This is a genomic window from Citrobacter sp. RHBSTW-01044, assembly GCF_013781945.1.
Classification (GTDB): Bacteria; Pseudomonadota; Gammaproteobacteria; order Enterobacterales; family Enterobacteriaceae; genus Citrobacter; species Citrobacter braakii.
In genome coordinates this window covers 174,810-191,576 of the sequence record NZ_CP056180.1, presented here as the reverse complement: position 1 = coordinate 191,576, position 16,767 = coordinate 174,810, and the positions used below count along the sequence as shown (strand labels likewise).

Genomic DNA, 16,767 nt, shown 5'->3' with positions numbered 1-16,767 from the left:
ACTATCCTGGAAATAAAAAGACAGCCCGCGAGAGGACTCTCTGAATATGACGTTAAAAACACTTCGTGTTAGACCGCAAGAACATAAAAATGTCACGGAGGAAGTGAAAAAATCCCGACGCCGCCGAATCGGCGGTTTCAGGCACAGGGGTTAATTATGCGCAAACGCCCGCAGTCCTGGAAGGGACTACGGGCATAAGTGGAGAGATTAAGAGGATATTTCGTGCGTTTTGCCATCCGGCGCACGATTATTCAGCACATCATCCAGCTTTTTATGGTCCAGTTCTTTCACCCATTTCGCTACTACAACAGTTGCCACACCGTTACCGACCAGGTTAGTCAGCGCACGGGCTTCAGACATAAAGCGGTCAATACCGAGAATCAGCGCCAGACCAGCAACCGGCAAATGGCCCACAGCGGAGATAGTCGCGGCCAGAACAATGAAGCCACTCCCGGTCACACCCGCAGCACCTTTTGAAGAGAGCAGGAGCACCACCAGCAGGGTTATCTGATGGAAGATATCCATATGGCTGTTGGTGGCCTGAGCGATAAACACCGCTGCCATCGTCAGATAGATTGATGTCCCATCGAGGTTAAACGAGTAGCCCGTGGGTATAACCAACCCGACAACCGACTTGCGACAGCCCAGTTTTTCCATCTTATCGAGCATACGCGGCAGCGCGGACTCAGAAGAAGAGGTGCCCAGAACGATCAGCAGTTCTTCACGGATATAGCGGATGAATTTGAAAATGCTGAAGCCGGTTGCGCGCGCAATCGAGCCCAACACCACAACCACAAACAGAATACAGGTGATGTAGAAACAGATGATCAACTGACCCAACTGCACCAGCGTCCCGACGCCATATTTACCGATGGTAAAGGCCATGGCACCGAAAGCACCGATCGGCGCCAGGCGCATGATCATGTTGATGATGCCAAAAATAACCTGCGAGAAGCTTTCAATCACGTTGAAAATCATCTGGCCTTTGCTACCTAAACGATGCAGCGCAAAACCAAACATAACCGCAAACAGCAATACCTGCAGGATGTTGCCACTGGCGAACGCGCCAATGACGCTACCCGGGATAATATCCATCAGGAAGCCTACGATCCCCTGGTCTTTTGCCTGTTCGGCGTAAATCGCAACCGCTTTGGCATCCAGCGTCGCCGGATCGACGTTCATACCGGCACCGGGTTGCACCACGTTGACGATGATAAGGCCGATGATCAGCGCAATCGTACTGACAATTTCAAAATAAAGCAGTGCAACCGCACCGGTGCGGCCTACGGCTTTCATACTTTCCATGCCTGCAATGCCGGTGACGACAGTACAGAAGATGACAGGTGCGATGACCATTTTGATGAGCTTCACGAAAGCATCACCAAGTGGCTTCATTTGGGCGCCTAATTCAGGGTAGTAATGGCCAAGGAGGATACCTATGGCAATTGCTGTCAGGACCTGAAAGTAAAGGCTTTTGAATATAGAGGTTTTCATAGGGTGTCCTTAAAGTAAAAACCACAGGTCTTGTAAGGTTTTGTTTAACCTGCGGCCTTAAAGTAACACCCACACAACATGACAGAAATGCGCCTGGATCATAATTGATACAGAAATGTTAAAAATTTTGAGCTGGCTCGCACAAGCGAGACCTTTTTTAACTTTTGTAATCAGCGTTTTTCGGCGTCAGATAACGTTCTTCGAAGATATTCGCCGGAACCGGCCGGGCAAACAGGAACCCTTGTGCCACTTCTACCCCCGCTTGTGATAACCATTCGCGTTGCGCTTCGGTTTCGACGCCCTCAGCGATCATCTGCAAATTGAGGCTATGCGCCAACTGAATGATGGCGGAGATCATGCTGCAATCTTCAGGGACGCCATCAACAAACATCTTATCGATTTTGAGTACATCCACCGGGAGCGACTTCATGTGCTGCAGCTGCCGCAGGCCCGCATACCCCATACCAAAATCGTCCAGCGCGATACGCACGCCCGCGTTGCGCAGCGGGCGTAAAATAGCCACGGCGGCGTTAGGATCATCAATGTGCCGGCTTTCGGTCACTTCCAGAATCAACGTCCCAGGCTTGATGCGATAGCGGTTTAGCAATTCCAGCAGATCCGACACCATACTCGGATGCATCAGCTGTAGCGCAGACAGGTTCACCGAGAGCGGCAGCATCAGGCCGCGTTCCTGCCAGGCTGACAGCTGGCGGCATGTCTCCTCCAGCACCCAGTAACCGACCGTCACCATCAGGCCACAGGACTCAATCCTGTCGATTAACCCTTCTGGCAGCTCCCAGCTTCCATCTGGCTGCTGCATTCGCAATAATGCTTCTGCGCTCAATACTTTACCGCTGGACATCTCCACCTGCGGCTGCATCCAGAGCGCAAACTGATGGTTATCCAGCGCGGTAAGAATATCGTTCTCTTCCGTCAAACGCTGTTGCGCCTCTTCCATCTGCAACGGGTCAAAGAACTGAATCCGGTTTTTACCCTTGTGACGCGACGTTAACACGGCTGAGAGTGCGCGGTGGTAAAGCTGTTCTGCGGTCAAATCGCCATTAAACATCGCCACCCCAATGTTACAGGTTGGACGGAGTTGAATGCCCTGAATCGGTAATCGCTCGTTAACGATAGTGAGCACTTGCTGACCTAGCGTAATAGCGTGCCAGGGTTCTTTCACACCATGTGCGATGATGGCAAAGTCATAGCCGCTCACCTGGGTAAGCACCATTCTGGGGGCCAATACTGACTTCAGCTTTTCAACCAGCGTAAGCAGCAGGATTTCCCGCTGGGTCTCGGATAACACACCCGCGGTGTCACGCAGGGTTTCGCAAGTGACAATCATCAACGCCGTTGTCTGCTGGCGGTTCACAACCTGCTCCAGCAGCGCCATCAGAAACGACTTGTTGGGCAGCTCAGAAACCGGGAACCGCATTGAATGGTCGCTTTGCTCTTCACTGCGGCGCTGAATCAGTTGCTGATTGAGGTTGTAGCTACGCACCAGCAGGCCAATCTCGTCGTCCTGATGCAAACGCGGCAATGCCAGCTGATAGCCAATCAGATCCTGCTGGGGAATGTCGTTCAGCTCACGCGCTATTTTACGTAATGGATGCAAAATCAATCTGTTAATACACCATGAGATGGCTACCGTGAGTATTAACGAGAGAAGTAAGTAAATGGTCACTAACGTTGAGAGCGTACTCATCACGAACTTGTACATACGGTACGAATCCGCCTGTAGCACCAGATACGCCAGCGGTTGCGGATTCGCTGAACGCTCAAGAGAATAGACCGGCAGCGAAATTTGTACCGGAAGTTCAAACAGGCGAGTCACCGTAACCGGAACCGGGCGTTCAGGAATAAAGCTCATCCGCAGCGCCTGAAACTGATTGGGAAGCACCACATCGGCGCGGCTGACCACGCCTGCTGGTCGAATACTTCTTAAAATAGCTTCTGCTTCGGGAATATCCCCTTTCAGGATCGTGCCCGACAGAGGCTCACGGACGGAGCGAGCGATACTTTCCAGTTGCGTAGCCGTGTTGTAGCGATTCTGCTGGACCAGATGGAACAACAAAACGGTGCAAAAAATAAACACAAACACCATGACAACGGCCGCAACCATTGCCATCTGCTTAATTGTTAACGAGCGACTGACACGCAAACTGACTCTCCACGGATAGACGAAACTGCCGTCAGAGTATACCCGATCGTAGCGGTATTAAGAGAGGCGGTATCTGAAAACTTCCCAGCATGCATTATCCCGACAGGATAGGCACCTGGCGACGAGATTTATCTGCATTTAAGCCGAAAAAGGCCGCAAGGTTTCCCCCTGCGGCCTGGTTCGGGCGCATGTTGCCATCACGGCAGACAGACGCCCGCAAGGTGCATTACTTCCTGTTACGCAGCCAGCTCACAATCAGGCTGGCAATAATGCCAGCGATGATCGGAGCCGCTAAATCGTGCCAGAAGGCCACGCCTAACTGTGCGAGCGTCATATAGCCGCCTGTGTTGCAATGGCAACTGTTCGCGGCTATTCTTGAGTTGTTCAGGTTCAAGTTAGCCCCCGTTTTGTTGCCAGGTTTATACCGAACAACGTGCGGGGGTTTTCTCTTTCCAGCAACCTATGCCGCCGGGGATCAAGCCCCCGCAACATTGCGCCTCACCGGGAATTCCCGGCTTGCCGCTGATTCTACGGTAGCCTACTTGCCATATCACTGCGCAATATACGGCTCTGCGTAGCGCCTCGCACTTCACCTGTTTTCTCACCATTGCGCTGGAAAGATTCTTGCCAGTTGGCAACATTCCTGCCACTCTTCAATACAGAAAAAGACATATCTCATTGATATCTATACCTTCATTTTCTGGCACAGCGATTGCTATTTGACTGTGAGCTGTTCTGTTCCGAATCAAAGGAGATATCATGTCTGACTGTCGTACTTACGGATTCAACACCCAGATCGTTCACGCGGGGCAACAACCCGACCCTTCTACTGGCGCGCTCAGTACGCCTATTTTCCAGACTTCAACGTTTGTTTTTGACAGCGCCGAACAAGGTGCCGCCCGCTTTGCGCTCGAGGAGTCCGGGTACATTTACACCCGTTTGGGTAACCCCACCACCGATGCGCTGGAGAAAAAGCTGGCGGTACTGGAAAGAGGTGAAGCCGGGCTGGCAACCGCATCCGGTATTTCTGCCATCACCACCACGCTGCTGACGTTGTGCCAGCAGGGCGACCATATCGTTTCCGCCAGCGCGATTTACGGCTGCACCCACGCGTTTTTGTCGCACAGCATGCCGAAGTTTGGGATTAACGTCAGCTTCGTCGATGCGGCAAAGCCTGAAGAAATCCGCGCCGCCATGCGCCCGGAAACCAAAGTAGTGTATATCGAAACACCCGCTAACCCGACGCTGTCGCTGGTCGACATTGAAACGGTAGCCGGTATCGCCCATCAACAAGGCGCATTGCTGGTGGTGGATAACACCTTTATGTCACCGTACTGCCAGCAGCCTTTACAGCTAGGCGCGGATATTGTGGCGCACAGCGTCACTAAATATATCAACGGTCACGGAGACGTGATTGGCGGGATCATTGTTGGTAAGCAGGAGTTTATTGACCAGGCGCGGTTTGTTGGTCTGAAAGATATCACCGGCGGCTGCATGAGTCCTTTCAACGCGTGGTTGACGCTACGCGGCGTTAAAACACTGGGTATACGTATGGAACGCCACTGTGAAAACGCATTGAAAATCGCCCGCTTCCTCGAGGGGCATCCATCCATTACCCGCGTTTATTATCCTGGCTTGTCTTCACACCCGCAGTATGAGCTGGGCCAGCGACAGATGAGCCTGCCAGGAGGAATTATCAGCTTCGAAATCGCTGGCGGCCTCGAGGCTGGCAGACGGATGATCAATTCTGTAGAATTGTGCCTCCTCGCGGTCAGTCTCGGTGATACCGAAACCCTCATTCAGCACCCAGCGTCTATGACACATTCGCCCGTTGCGCCAGAGGAACGGCTTAAAGCAGGTATTACCGACGGGCTTATCCGTCTTTCTGTGGGTCTTGAAGATCCAGAAGATATTATTAACGACCTTGAACACGCCATCAGAAAGGCAACATTCTGACCATTATGACCTGAACCGACGCCGATCGGTTCAGGTTGTTGAGAATCAAGGCACAACAGTCTGGTAATACGCGCAATCCTGTTTCGGGGAGAGCGCGTATTTTGGGCAGGGGGTTCTATGCAGGACGACACATTACAACTAAGCAACAATACAGCAACCACCGTACCATTCTCAAAGAAAATACCGTTTACGAAATATGACTTTGGCTGGGTATTACTGTGTATCGGTATGGCAATTGGTGCCGGAACGGTACTGATGCCGGTACAAATAGGCTTAACAGGCATTTGGGTATTTATCGTCGCCTTTATTATTGCCTATCCAGCAACCTATATTGTGCAGGATATTTATTTAAAAACATTATCAGAAAGTGAAACTTGTAATGACTATACCGATATTATCAGTCATTACCTGGGAAAAAACTGGGGTGTATTTCTTGGCGTCATCTATTTTTTGATGATTATTCACGGCATATTTATCTATTCCTTATCCGTGGTTTTTGACAGTGCCTCATATATCAAAACCTTCGGCTTAACCGATGCCGATCTTTCACAATCGATAATCTATAAAGTGGCCATTTTTGCCGTGCTGGTGGCCATTGCTTCCGGGGGAGAAAAGCTGCTGTTTAAAATCTCCGGCCCGATGGTGGTAGTCAAAGTGGGGATCATCATCGTGTTTGGTTTTGCGATGGTTCCGCACTGGAACTTCGCTAATATCAGCGCATTCCCTGAAGCATCGGTCTTCTTTCGCGACGTGCTGCTGACCATCCCGTTCTGCTTCTTCTCGGCGGTGTTTATTCAGGTGTTGAACCCAATGAACATCGCCTACCGCAAGCGGGTAGCGGACCGGGTTCTGGCCACCCGCATGGCAATACGCACACATCGCATCAGTTACATTACGCTGATTGCGGTCATTCTGTTTTTCTCATTCTCTTTTACCTTTTCTATTAGTCATGAAGAGGCCGTTTCGGCCTTCGAACAAAATATTTCCGCACTGGCGCTGGCAGCGCAAGTCATTCCTGGGCAAATTATTCATATCACCTCAACGGTGCTAAATATCTTCGCCGTATTAACCGCATTCTTTGGTATTTATCTGGGGTTCCACGAGGCGATTAAGGGTATTATTCTTAATGTTCTGAGCCGCGTTATTGATGTGGAGAAAATTAATCCCCTGGTGCTTACGCTGGGTATTTGCACCTTTATTGTTATCACCCTGGTAATCTGGGTGTCATTTCGTGTATCGGTACTGGTGTTCTTCCAGTTGGGTAGCCCACTTTACGGGATTGTGTCGTGTATTATTCCGTTTTTCCTGATTTATAAAGTAACGCAACTGGAAAAACTACGCGGGCTGAAAACCTGGCTAATCCTGTTGTACGGGATCCTGCTGTGCCTGTCGCCATTATTGAAGCTGATTGAATAATCCGTTTACAGCGCCGTCAGTCACTGACGGCGCTTAACTCACACTCTCCAGTTGATAGCTGCGAATTTTATTCAGTACCGTGGTATGTGACACCCCCAGCGCTTTAGCGATATGCCGCGACGACACATTCTCTTCCACCATCTGTTCAATAAGCTGGCGTTCAGCACACAAAACCTGTTCTTTAAAAGGACGCTCTGTCGGCGTCAGCTCAACGGTAGGCAAATTCACCATCCCTAATTCTTCCCGCGTAATGACATCGGATTCCGCCATCAGCATCAGGCGAATGATGGTATTTTCCAGTTCGCGAACGTTTCCCGGCCAGGTGTGATGATGCAGGGCATCAAAGCAGGCTTTATCCAGAATGATCCGTCGCTGGAATTCCTTCGCGTATTTCTGCACAAAGTGGCGAATCAATAGGCTGATATCCTGCGGGCGCTCCCGCAGGGGCGGAATGGTCAGTGAAAGTACATTAATGCGGTAATAGAGATCGGCGCGCAGCAGACGTTGTTCCACCATCTCTTCCAGATTGGCGTTGGTTGCCACAATAATGCGCACATTGACCGGAATAATTTGCGCCCCGCCAACGCGACGGATCCCGCCATCCTGAAGTACGCGCAGTAATTTAGCCTGTAAGCTCAGCGACATTTCACCAAATTCATCGAGAAAAAGGGTGCCTTTATCGGCCATTTCAAACAGCCCTTTTTTGCCTTTACAATCTGCACCGCTAAAAGCCCCTTTCTCATAGCCAAAGAATTCACTCTCCATCAACGACTCAGGTAGCGCAGAGCAGTTGATCGGAATAAACGGATAAAAACGTCGCTGCCCGGAATTATGGATAGCTCGGGCCAGAAGTTCTTTGCCAGTACCCGTATCGCCGCGGATCAAAACGGTATATTTGCTGTCGGCAATTTTTATCGCCTTTTCGATAAGCGAGTGCATGCTCTGGCTGCTACAAATAATGTCAGAGAAATAGCGCGGGCGTTCCGGCTCAGGCGTTGACAGTTCGCTTATCTCTTCACACAGGTAAGCGACGTTAATAATATCGGCGCGCCGGCCTAAACAGGATTGCACGCAGGAAATATCCTGTAACTGGCGGCACCAGGATTTAATCAGGATCCGTCCAGGCGTGACTTTCATGGAGATGATATTGATATCGCAGCAGGAAAATTCCTTCAGGACATCCTCAACCATCGACAGACGATCAATTGTTTTAATATCCCAGCGTATCGTGACCACATTTGCTCCTGACAGTTAGCAACTGCGAAATAGATATTTCTGTGACGAGAGGAAATCTGACTACATTTTAGACGCTGTGGAATAATGTTCTGCCAGAGGACTCACATTGTGGACGTAAAAACAAAATATAAAAAAACCGGAGCACAAGGCTCCGGTTATCAGGTCATAACCCACGTTTATTGCTGTGGATTTTCATCCTGGTCAACAGCGAAACAGGCCACGAGTTGTCCACCGTAATCCTTCAACTGCGGCTGAAGCTGGGTACACGGACCAAAACGCCGACGGCAGCGGGCATTGAACGCACAGCCCGGCGGTGGATTCAGCGGGCTTGGCAGCTCACCGGTCAGCTTGATACGCTCGCGGCGATCGTCCGGGTTCAGGCGTGGCGTCGCGGAGAGCAGCGCCTGCGTATACGGATGACGCGGATTATTGAATATCTGATCCTTCGTTCCTTTTTCCACGCAGCGGCCTAAATACATCACCATCACCTCATCGGCAATGTGCTCTACCACCGACAGGTCATGCGAGATAAAGACGTATGACAGCCCCAGTTCCTGCTGCAAGTCCATCATCAGGTTCAGCACCTGCGCACGAACAGAAACATCCAGCGCCGAGACCGGTTCGTCGGCGATCACCACGTCTGGATCAAGCATCAGCCCGCGAGCGATAGCAATACGCTGACGCTGACCGCCGGAGAACATGTGCGGATAGCGGTCGTAGTGCTCGGTTTTCAGCCCCACTTTCGCCATCATCGCCAGCGCTTTTTCACGACGCTCCTCTTTACTTAGCGTGGAGTTGATCAGCAGCGGCTCTTCCAGAATCTGCCCTACTTTCTTGCGCGGGTTCAAGGAACCGTAAGGGTTCTGGAACACAATCTGGATTTTCTGCCGGCGCAGCTTCTGCGCCTGCGGGTCGTGCTTAAGCAGATCCTGCCCCTGGTAATACAGCTCGCCGCCGGTCGGGACTTCAATCATCGTCAGCAGGCGGCCAAGGGTGGATTTCCCACAGCCCGACTCGCCTACCACCGCCAGCGTTTTGCCGCGTTCCAGGGTAAAGGAGACGCCGTCCAGCGCTTTCACCAGGCGTTCCGGGGCGAACATCCCCTTCTTCACCGGATAGTGTTTTTTCAGGTCAATTGCCTGCAACAGCGGCTGTGGCAAAGCGGCCTTTTGCGTACTCATAGCCCAGGCCTCCCGGCATCATCAAGTGGGTAATGGCATTTCGACTGACGACCGCCTTCCAGCAGGTTCAGTTCAGGTTCTTCAGCGCGGCATTTGTCAGTCGCATAGGGGCAGCGCGGGTTCAGTAAACAGCCGGTCGGGCGGTCATATTTACCTGGCACCACGCCCGGTAACGAAGCCAGACGCGCTTTATCCTGAGCGAACTCCGGCAACGCGCGCAGCAACGCCTGGGTATACGGATGACGCGGCGCGCGAAAAATATCCTGCGCGGCCCCGGCTTCCACTACCTGCCCGGCGTACATCACAATGATCTTGTGCGCCGCTTCGGCCACCAGCGCCAGGTCGTGCGTGATTAGGACCAGCGCCATGTTCTCTTTTTGCTGCAATTCCAGCAGTAGCTCGATGATCTGCGCCTGAATGGTCACATCCAGCGCTGTTGTCGGTTCGTCGGCAATCAACAGCTTTGGACGACAGGCAATCGCCATCGCGATCATCACGCGCTGGCTCATCCCACCGGACAACTGGTGCGGATAGACATCCAGACGCGAGGCCGGATCGGGGATCCCCACCAGCGTCAGCAGGTCAATCGCCCGCTGAATACGCGTTTTTTTGTTGCCGCCCTGGTGCACCTTAATGGCTTCCATAATCTGGTAGCCGACGGTGTAGCACGGGTTAAGGCTGGTCATCGGGTCCTGGAAGATCATCGCCACTTCCGCGCCCACTAACTGGCGACGCTCTTTCTCAGAGATGCGCTTCAGGTCACGACCATTAAATTCCAGATTTTCGGCCATAACGCGACCTGGGTAGTCAATCAGTCCCATGATCGCCAGCGAGCTGACGGACTTACCAGAGCCGGACTCCCCTACAATGCCAACCACTTCACCCTGGTTCACGCTGTAACTAATGCGGTCTACGGCACGAAATTCGGACCCCACATCGCCGAAGTGCACCGATAATTTATCTACATTTAATAACGCCATCTCGAACCTCTTACTGCTTCAGTTTGGGATCGAGCGCGTCACGCAGACCGTCACCCATCAGGTTAAATGCCAGCACCGTCAGCAGGATTGCCAGCCCCGGGAAGGTCACGACCCACCAGGCGCTTTGGGCAAATTGCAACACGTCAGAGAGCATGGTGCCCCATTCCGGCGTAGGCGGCTGTGCGCCCATCCCCAGGAAGCCGAGGGCAGCCATATCGAGAATGGCGTTAGAGAAGCCAAGCGACGCCTGAACAATCAGCGGCGCAAGACAGTTAGGAAGAATATTGACGAACATCTGGCGCATCGCACCGGCTCCGGCCACGCGGGATGCGGTAACGTAGTCGCGGTTAACCTCCACCAGGACGGCGGCGCGCGTCAGACGCACATAGTGCGGCAATGCCACGAACGTCAGCGCCAGCGCGGCGTTGCCAATCGAGGGCCCAAATACCGCCACCAGCACCAGCGCCAATAGCAGGCTCGGCAGTGCCAGCATGATATCGACCACACGCATGATGACGTTATCGACAATCCCGCCAAAGTAACCGGCAATCAGCCCGAGAATCACGCCCATCAGCAGGGAGAGCACCACCACCAGACAGCCGACCAACAGAGACAAACGCGCACCGTACATCAGGCGGGACAGCACATCGCGGCCCACATCATCAGTACCAAACAGATGCGCCATGGTACCGCCTTCCTGCCACGCAGGAGGGGCCAGCAGCGTATCGCGGAACTGCTCTGCCGGGTTGTACGGCGCGAGGACGTTGGCAAAAACCGCAATCAGGATCATCACGACAACGTACACCAGCCCAACAACCGCACCTTTGTTGCGTTTAAAATAGTGCCAGAACTCCTGCATCGGGGTCATGGGCACCGGTGCAGCAATAACTTTATTTTCAGTAACCTGTGACATGATGGCCCCTTACTTCCTATGCCGAATACGCGGGTTCACCACGCCGTACAGCAGGTCTACCAGCAGGTTGACGAGGATAATCATCGTCGCGACCAGCAGCACCCCGCCCTGTACCACTGGATAATCACGGCGTTGTAGCGCATCGATCAACCAGCGTCCCAGTCCCGGCCACGAGAAAATAGTCTCGGTCAGGATCGCCCCAGCCAATAACGTACCGACCTGCAGGCCGATAACGGTCACAACGGGAAGCATCGCGTTACGCAGAGCGTGAATGATGATGACGCGCATACGGGTCAGGCCTTTGGCGCGTGCGGTACGAATGTAATCTTCACCCAGTACTTCCAGCATCGATGAACGAGTCATACGCACAATTACCGCCAGAGGAATGGTACCAAGCACCATTGCCGGCAGGATCATATGCGCCAGCGCATCGATAAAGTTGCCCTCTTCACCCCAAATGGCGGTGTCAATCAGCATAAAACCGGTCAGGGGATTGGAATCATCAAGGAACACCATGTCGCTCACCCGACCGGAAACCGGCGTCAGGTTCCACTGCACGGAAACCAGCATGATCAGCATCATGCCCCACCAGAAAATCGGCATGGAGTAACCCGTCAGCGCCAGGCCAACGGCAGTGTGATCGAAAATGGAGCCGCGCTTAACGGCAGCAAGTACACCCACCGGAATACCCACCGCAACGGCGAAAATCATCGCGCAGACGCCAAGTTCCAGCGTTGCTTTAAAGCGAGGAACGAACTCTTCCCACACCGGTAATCGGCTTTTCAGCGAGATACCTAAATCACCATGCATAACCCCCCAGATGTAATGGAGGTACTGCTGCCACATCGGTTTATCCAGACCGAGTTCAGCCAACAGTTGAGCATGACGCTCAGGGGAAATTCCACGCTCACCCGCCATGATCATTACCGGATCGCCGGGGATCATATGAACGAAAGCAAAGGTGAGAAGAGTGATACCGATAAACGTGGGGATGACGAGTCCCAAACGTCGGAGAATGAACTGCAACATAACCCGGATTCTCTCTAATGACGCACGGCCTGGAACCGTGAATCTGTATTGCTCACAAATCTTATCTCCCCCTCCAGCGAGAGGGAGATAAAGCATTACTGTCAGGTGGCGCTACGGTGACCCGACTTAACGGTCCGTAGCGCTGCCTGGCTTGCTTTTAATTATTCGACAGAGACGTTTTCGAAGTGATGTTTGCCTAATGGATCAACCACATAGCCTTTCACCTCTTTACGCACTGGTTCATACACGGTGGAGTGAGCAACAATCAGAGCCGGGGCCTGATCGTGCATAACAACCTGAGCTTGCTTGTACAGTTCAATACGTTTGTTGTGATCGTCGGTCGCACGCGCCGGCTGGATTAGATCTTCAAACGGCTTGTAGCACCAGCGAGAGTAGTTGGAACCGTCTTTCGCTGCCGCACAGCTGAACAGGGTGGCGAAGAAGTTGTCCGGATCCCCGTTGTCACCGGTCCAACCCATCATCACCGCCTGATGCTCACCCGCTTTGGCGCGTTTCAGATATTCGCCCCACTCGTAGGTCACAATCTTGGCCTGAACGCCAATTTTCGCCCAGTCAGCCTGAACCATTTCCGCCATACGGCGGGCGTTCGGGTTGTAAGGACGCTGTACCGGCATGGCCCACAGCTCAACGGTGAAGCCTTTATCCTGACCCGCTTCCTTCAGCAGCGCTTTAGCCTTTTCAGGATCGTAGGTGTAGTCTTTAACGTCGTCGTTATAGCCCCACATGGTCGGTGGGATCAGGTTTTTCGCGGCAACGCCAGCGCCCTGATATACCGCTTTAATGATGGCTTCTTTGTTCACCGCGTAGGTCAGCGCCTGACGGACTTTCACGTCATCAAACGGTTTCTTCTCGGTGTTGAAAGAGAGGTAGCCAACGTTCAGACCGGCCTGCTCCATCAGGTTAATGTTTTTATCCTGCTTCATGCGCGCGATATCTGCCGGGTTCGGGTACGGCATCACCTGGCACTCGTTCTTCTGCAGTTTGGCGTAACGCACGGAAGCGTCAGGCGTAATGGAGAAGACCAGACGGTCAATCTGTGGCTTGGTGCCCCAGTAACCTTCGAATGCTTTATACAGAATACGGGAGTCTTTCTGGTACTGCTGCAGCTGGAACGGACCGGTCCCAATTGGGTTCAGATCCACTTTCTCCGGGGAACCGGCTTTCAGCATGTTGTCTGCATATTCTTTGGAAAGAATAGAAGCGAAGTCCATCGCCAGGTCAGCCAGGAAAGGCGCTTCCGGGCGAGTCAGCACGAACTGAACGGTTTTATCGTCCACTTTTTTCACTTCGGAGATCAGATCTGGCAGACCCATCCCTTCGAAGTATTCATAGCTACCGCCAGAGACTTTGTGGTACGGGTTCTGGGCATTTTTCTGACGATCGAAAGAGAACACCACGTCATCGGCGTTTAAATCGCGCGTCGGTTTGAAATCTTTGTTGTCCTGCCACTTCACGCCCTGGCGCAGGTGGAAGGTATAGGTTTTACCGTCTTCGCTGATTTCCCACTTCTCAGCAAGGCCCGGGATCACTTCAGTTGTACCGGTTTTGAACTCGACCAGGCGGTTATAGATCGGTACGGAGCTGGCATCATAGGTCGTGCCAGAGGTGAAAAGCTGTGGGTTAAAGCCTTCAGGAGATCCTTCTGAACAATAAACCAGAGTTTTAGCCTGTACGCTTGCGGCGCAGGTCATAGCCACCAGGCTCAGACCAAGCTTCAGCATCCCTGACTTCTTCAAGGAAATACTCATTCTTCTGCTCCAAATGTGATGTTTGTTGTTTTACCCTTTGCAGTGGGTTTGCACCGCCTGGCCTTTTTTGTTTTTTACCCGGCCGGGTCGGCGTTAAGAGGATAGGGATTCCGTTCACATAAGCGACTGAGTTGCAGTGCGGATTCTCCATGAAATGCCCCTCATGCCCTACAATCTGTCAACAGAATGTGAAAACGTCAATACAGGTAACCGTGATTTACACCAACGGTGAGAATTCGCAAACAAAGATTAAAAAAAGTGCAGAAGGACATTTTCAGCAGGGAAATTTGTGCTACGCGCACTATGCCAGAATAAACATCTTCATATTTCGCAACATTTGGTGATTAACATTTATGCAAATTATTAAAACTTTCTAAATTAATGCTGCATATCTGAGCGATTAATGCCATGAACGCTAAAGCGCACAGCGGAAAATGCCAGGTTCAGCCATAAGTAGCGCAAAAAAAGTTTCAAGCAAATATAAAAAAAGGCAATGGAATATGTCACAGAATCGTTAACAGTCAGTGGGAAGTGGTGCACAATTTTTGCAGATAAAAGGAAGGTCAATTTTGGTCGGAGAGAGAGGATTACTCGCCACTGACGTGGCTCGCCCTACGGGCCGTTGCTAACGCAACGTTTTCTCGCTGCGCTCGAGTCGAACCTCTTACCCCCGGAGGTTCTCATCCTCGTGGGTTTCAAATGCAAAAAACCCTGCTCGTTGAGCAGGGTTTTGAATTTGGTCGGTGATAGAGGATTCGAACCTCCGACCCCTTCGTCCCGAACGAAGTGCGCTACCAGGCTGCGCCAATCACCGAATGCGGGGCGCATCTTACTGCTCAGCCGCGCCCCCGTCAATCCCTTAGTATCAAAATGCCATTTGATCGGCGAGAAAGTCAGCAGCCCAATTACTGAGCCGTAACCTTCTTCGCGTCCGGGATACGGCACCAGTTGTTATTCTCGTTAATACCGCCATTTGGCGAGGTATAACCGAGGCAACCCAAGATAGTGTCGTACAGTTCCACATGACGACGCGGCACCTTCATATCAGCTTCTTGCTTCAGGTGTGCAAACGCCTTCGCATGGTCTGGGTCTTCCAGATATTTGTCTGACATCCACACCAGCATAGGAACGCGGAACTGCTCTGGCGGAGCCATTTTACGCGGCGTACCGTGCAGGTGCTCACGCTCGTTAATCGACTCACCGTGATCGGCGGCGTAGAACACTATCGCTTTCTTATCCCGCAGTTGATCAAACACTTTGGTAATAAAGTGATCAACATAGGTTACCGAGTTATCAAAAGAGTTAATCATCTCGGCTTTCGAGCAACCGCTATCCACATTGACACACTCCGGCTTCCACTGCGCATATTCGCGGGTGTAGCGCTGCGTGTAGTTAAAATGCGAACCTTTGGTATGCAGAATAATCAGACGTTTGCCATCATCATCCGTCGGTTGCAGAGACTGCTGCATTTCGGTAATCAACAGCATATCGTCAACGTTCTTGCCACGGTTACGCGGCTCAGCGCCAATCTGCTCTCGGTAAGCGATGTTCTCCGCCATGGTATTGCTGTAGAACCACATCTCGCTTTGCATCGCGTAGAGGTCTGTCTTGAACCCTAACTGACCGAGCACGGAAAAGACGTTTTGTTCTTTCAGGGTACGCTGCGGGTTTTCTTCCGCCCCACCTTCACGCACAAACATACAGCGCAGCGAAAGCTTGGTCGCCGTGTCACAGGAATATCCACGGAACGCGGCCAGGTTTTTCTCCTGGGCGAGCCTTGGCGTGGTATTTCGCTCATAGCCAAAAATCCCCATATGGTCCCAGCGGGTGGTTTCGCCGATAATAAAGACCACATAGGTGTCGTCGAGGTTCTTAGGCTCAACATAGGTAAATTTCTTCGCCGGGTTCATCAGCGATTTGTTGTCTGAGGATTCATCCACCTGTGCCCAGGCGTACAAACCCAGCGCAGAGAGCCAGTTTGACGGCAAGTAAGAGTTCGCCACAACCCCGCCATAGCTGGGTAAATCGATACCTGTTTCTCGCTCTACGCTTCTCTGTTGCATGCTCAGCAGGCGAATCGGCGCCCATACCATCAGGCCGGCCAGTAAAACTACCGCTACGCTACGCCACCTCATGCCCGGTGTACGAATTTGTCTCATCAACGTGTAGCGGCAGCGGTTACTCCAAATCAGCACCAAGGGAATAATACTGACCGAAACCAGCCACACGATGAAATGCCAGCCGACGACTTCTTTCGATAAATCAATATCCGTGGTCATTACGGAGGCGATAATACCGTAACCAATTACCACGTTCAGGAAGGTCATATAATAACTGGCGCCGGCAGAACACAGCACCAAACAGGTTGCCAGGACCCGCCAGGCGCGGCGGCCAAACAAAGAGAGAAGGCGTAGTAAAAAGAAGGTCACCAGCACAGTGCCGGCCAATTCAACAACCGCGGAGAGTCCTTTCCAGACGGTAAAATCGTGCGCATATCCGCTAAAGCGACGGAAAAATACAGCACAGTTCATAAACAAACCGATATAGATTGCCAGCAAGAAACTGAGTTTCTGCTGCGTCATCGACTTAATGTATCTCATGCAAACAAACCCTGGAAATCGGGATAAAA

The 16,767-nt window shown here is 52.1% G+C and carries 13 protein-coding genes, 1 tRNA gene and 1 other RNA gene; 2 read left to right on the top strand and 13 right to left on the bottom strand.

Annotation, left to right across the window (positions count from 1 at the left end; all coding sequences use genetic code 11):
• Positions 1-207 precede the first annotated feature (207 nt).
• From dctA to HV352_RS00905, 3 genes are all read right to left on the bottom strand, one after another.
• The gene (dctA, locus tag HV352_RS00915) at positions 208-1,494 is read right to left on the bottom strand and encodes a C4-dicarboxylate transporter DctC (RefSeq protein ID WP_003023301.1); all 1,287 of its coding nucleotides are present in this window, start codon (positions 1,492-1,494) and stop codon (positions 208-210) included.
• A 157-nt stretch (positions 1,495-1,651) separates the two neighbouring features.
• Positions 1,652-3,658 (bottom strand): biofilm formation regulator HmsP, encoded by a 2,007-nt coding sequence (gene hmsP / locus HV352_RS00910; RefSeq protein WP_032931922.1) that lies wholly within the window; start codon positions 3,656-3,658, stop codon positions 1,652-1,654.
• Between the two features lie 226 nt (positions 3,659-3,884).
• On the bottom strand, positions 3,885-3,992 hold the full coding sequence (locus HV352_RS00905) for a type I toxin-antitoxin system toxin Ldr family protein (protein WP_016154898.1): 108 nt from the start codon (positions 3,990-3,992) through the stop codon (positions 3,885-3,887).
• Between the two features lie 425 nt (positions 3,993-4,417).
• On the opposite strand from HV352_RS00905, the gene megL reads away from it, so the two are divergent.
• Both megL and HV352_RS00895 read left to right on the top strand, forming a co-directional pair.
• Positions 4,418-5,614 carry a methionine gamma-lyase gene (gene megL, locus HV352_RS00900; protein ID WP_181635134.1) on the top strand — a complete coding sequence of 399 codons (1,197 nt, stop codon included), beginning with the start codon at positions 4,418-4,420 and terminating at the stop codon, positions 5,612-5,614.
• A 117-nt stretch (positions 5,615-5,731) separates the two neighbouring features.
• Entirely contained in the window at positions 5,732-7,030 is a 1,299-nt protein-coding gene (locus HV352_RS00895) for an amino acid permease (protein WP_016157712.1), read from the top strand.
• A gap of 33 nt (positions 7,031-7,063) precedes the next feature.
• On the opposite strand, the gene HV352_RS00890 is transcribed toward HV352_RS00895, so the two are convergent.
• From HV352_RS00890 to eptB, 10 genes are all read right to left on the bottom strand, one after another.
• On the bottom strand, positions 7,064-8,266 hold the full coding sequence (locus HV352_RS00890) for a sigma 54-interacting transcriptional regulator (protein WP_172860394.1): 1,203 nt from the start codon (positions 8,264-8,266) through the stop codon (positions 7,064-7,066).
• Between the two features lie 176 nt (positions 8,267-8,442).
• On the bottom strand, positions 8,443-9,447 hold the full coding sequence (gene dppF, locus HV352_RS00885) for a dipeptide ABC transporter ATP-binding subunit DppF (protein WP_003827418.1): 1,005 nt from the start codon (positions 9,445-9,447) through the stop codon (positions 8,443-8,445).
• Entirely contained in the window at positions 9,444-10,427 is a 984-nt protein-coding gene (gene dppD, locus HV352_RS00880) for a dipeptide ABC transporter ATP-binding protein (RefSeq protein WP_016154901.1), read from the bottom strand. Before dppD ends, dppF begins: the two co-directional genes overlap by 4 nt.
• A gap of 10 nt (positions 10,428-10,437) precedes the next feature.
• Positions 10,438-11,340, bottom strand: a complete 903-nt coding sequence (gene dppC, locus HV352_RS00875; RefSeq protein WP_046275775.1) for a dipeptide ABC transporter permease DppC — start codon at positions 11,338-11,340, stop codon at positions 10,438-10,440.
• 9 nt (positions 11,341-11,349) lie between these two features.
• Positions 11,350-12,369: a dipeptide ABC transporter permease DppB gene (dppB, locus tag HV352_RS00870; RefSeq protein WP_016154903.1), complete on the bottom strand. Its 1,020-nt coding sequence runs from the start codon at positions 12,367-12,369 to the stop codon at positions 11,350-11,352.
• Between the two features lie 161 nt (positions 12,370-12,530).
• Positions 12,531-14,138 carry a dipeptide ABC transporter periplasmic-binding protein DppA gene (dppA, locus tag HV352_RS00865; protein WP_016154904.1) on the bottom strand — a complete coding sequence of 536 codons (1,608 nt, stop codon included), beginning with the start codon at positions 14,136-14,138 and terminating at the stop codon, positions 12,531-12,533.
• The gene (locus HV352_RS00860; protein ID WP_137398959.1) at positions 14,053-14,289 is read right to left on the bottom strand and encodes a hypothetical protein; all 237 of its coding nucleotides are present in this window, start codon (positions 14,287-14,289) and stop codon (positions 14,053-14,055) included. The genes dppA and HV352_RS00860 overlap by 86 nt, the downstream gene beginning before the upstream one ends.
• Positions 14,290-14,708: 419 nt before the next feature.
• Positions 14,709-14,842, bottom strand: a non-coding RNA gene (locus HV352_RS00855) — RtT sRNA.
• Positions 14,843-14,875: 33 nt separating this feature from the next.
• Positions 14,876-14,952 (bottom strand) — tRNA-Pro (locus HV352_RS00850).
• A gap of 91 nt (positions 14,953-15,043) precedes the next feature.
• Positions 15,044-16,738: a kdo(2)-lipid A phosphoethanolamine 7''-transferase gene (gene eptB, locus HV352_RS00845; protein WP_016157716.1), complete on the bottom strand. Its 1,695-nt coding sequence runs from the start codon at positions 16,736-16,738 to the stop codon at positions 15,044-15,046.
• Positions 16,739-16,767: the final 29 nt, after the last annotated feature.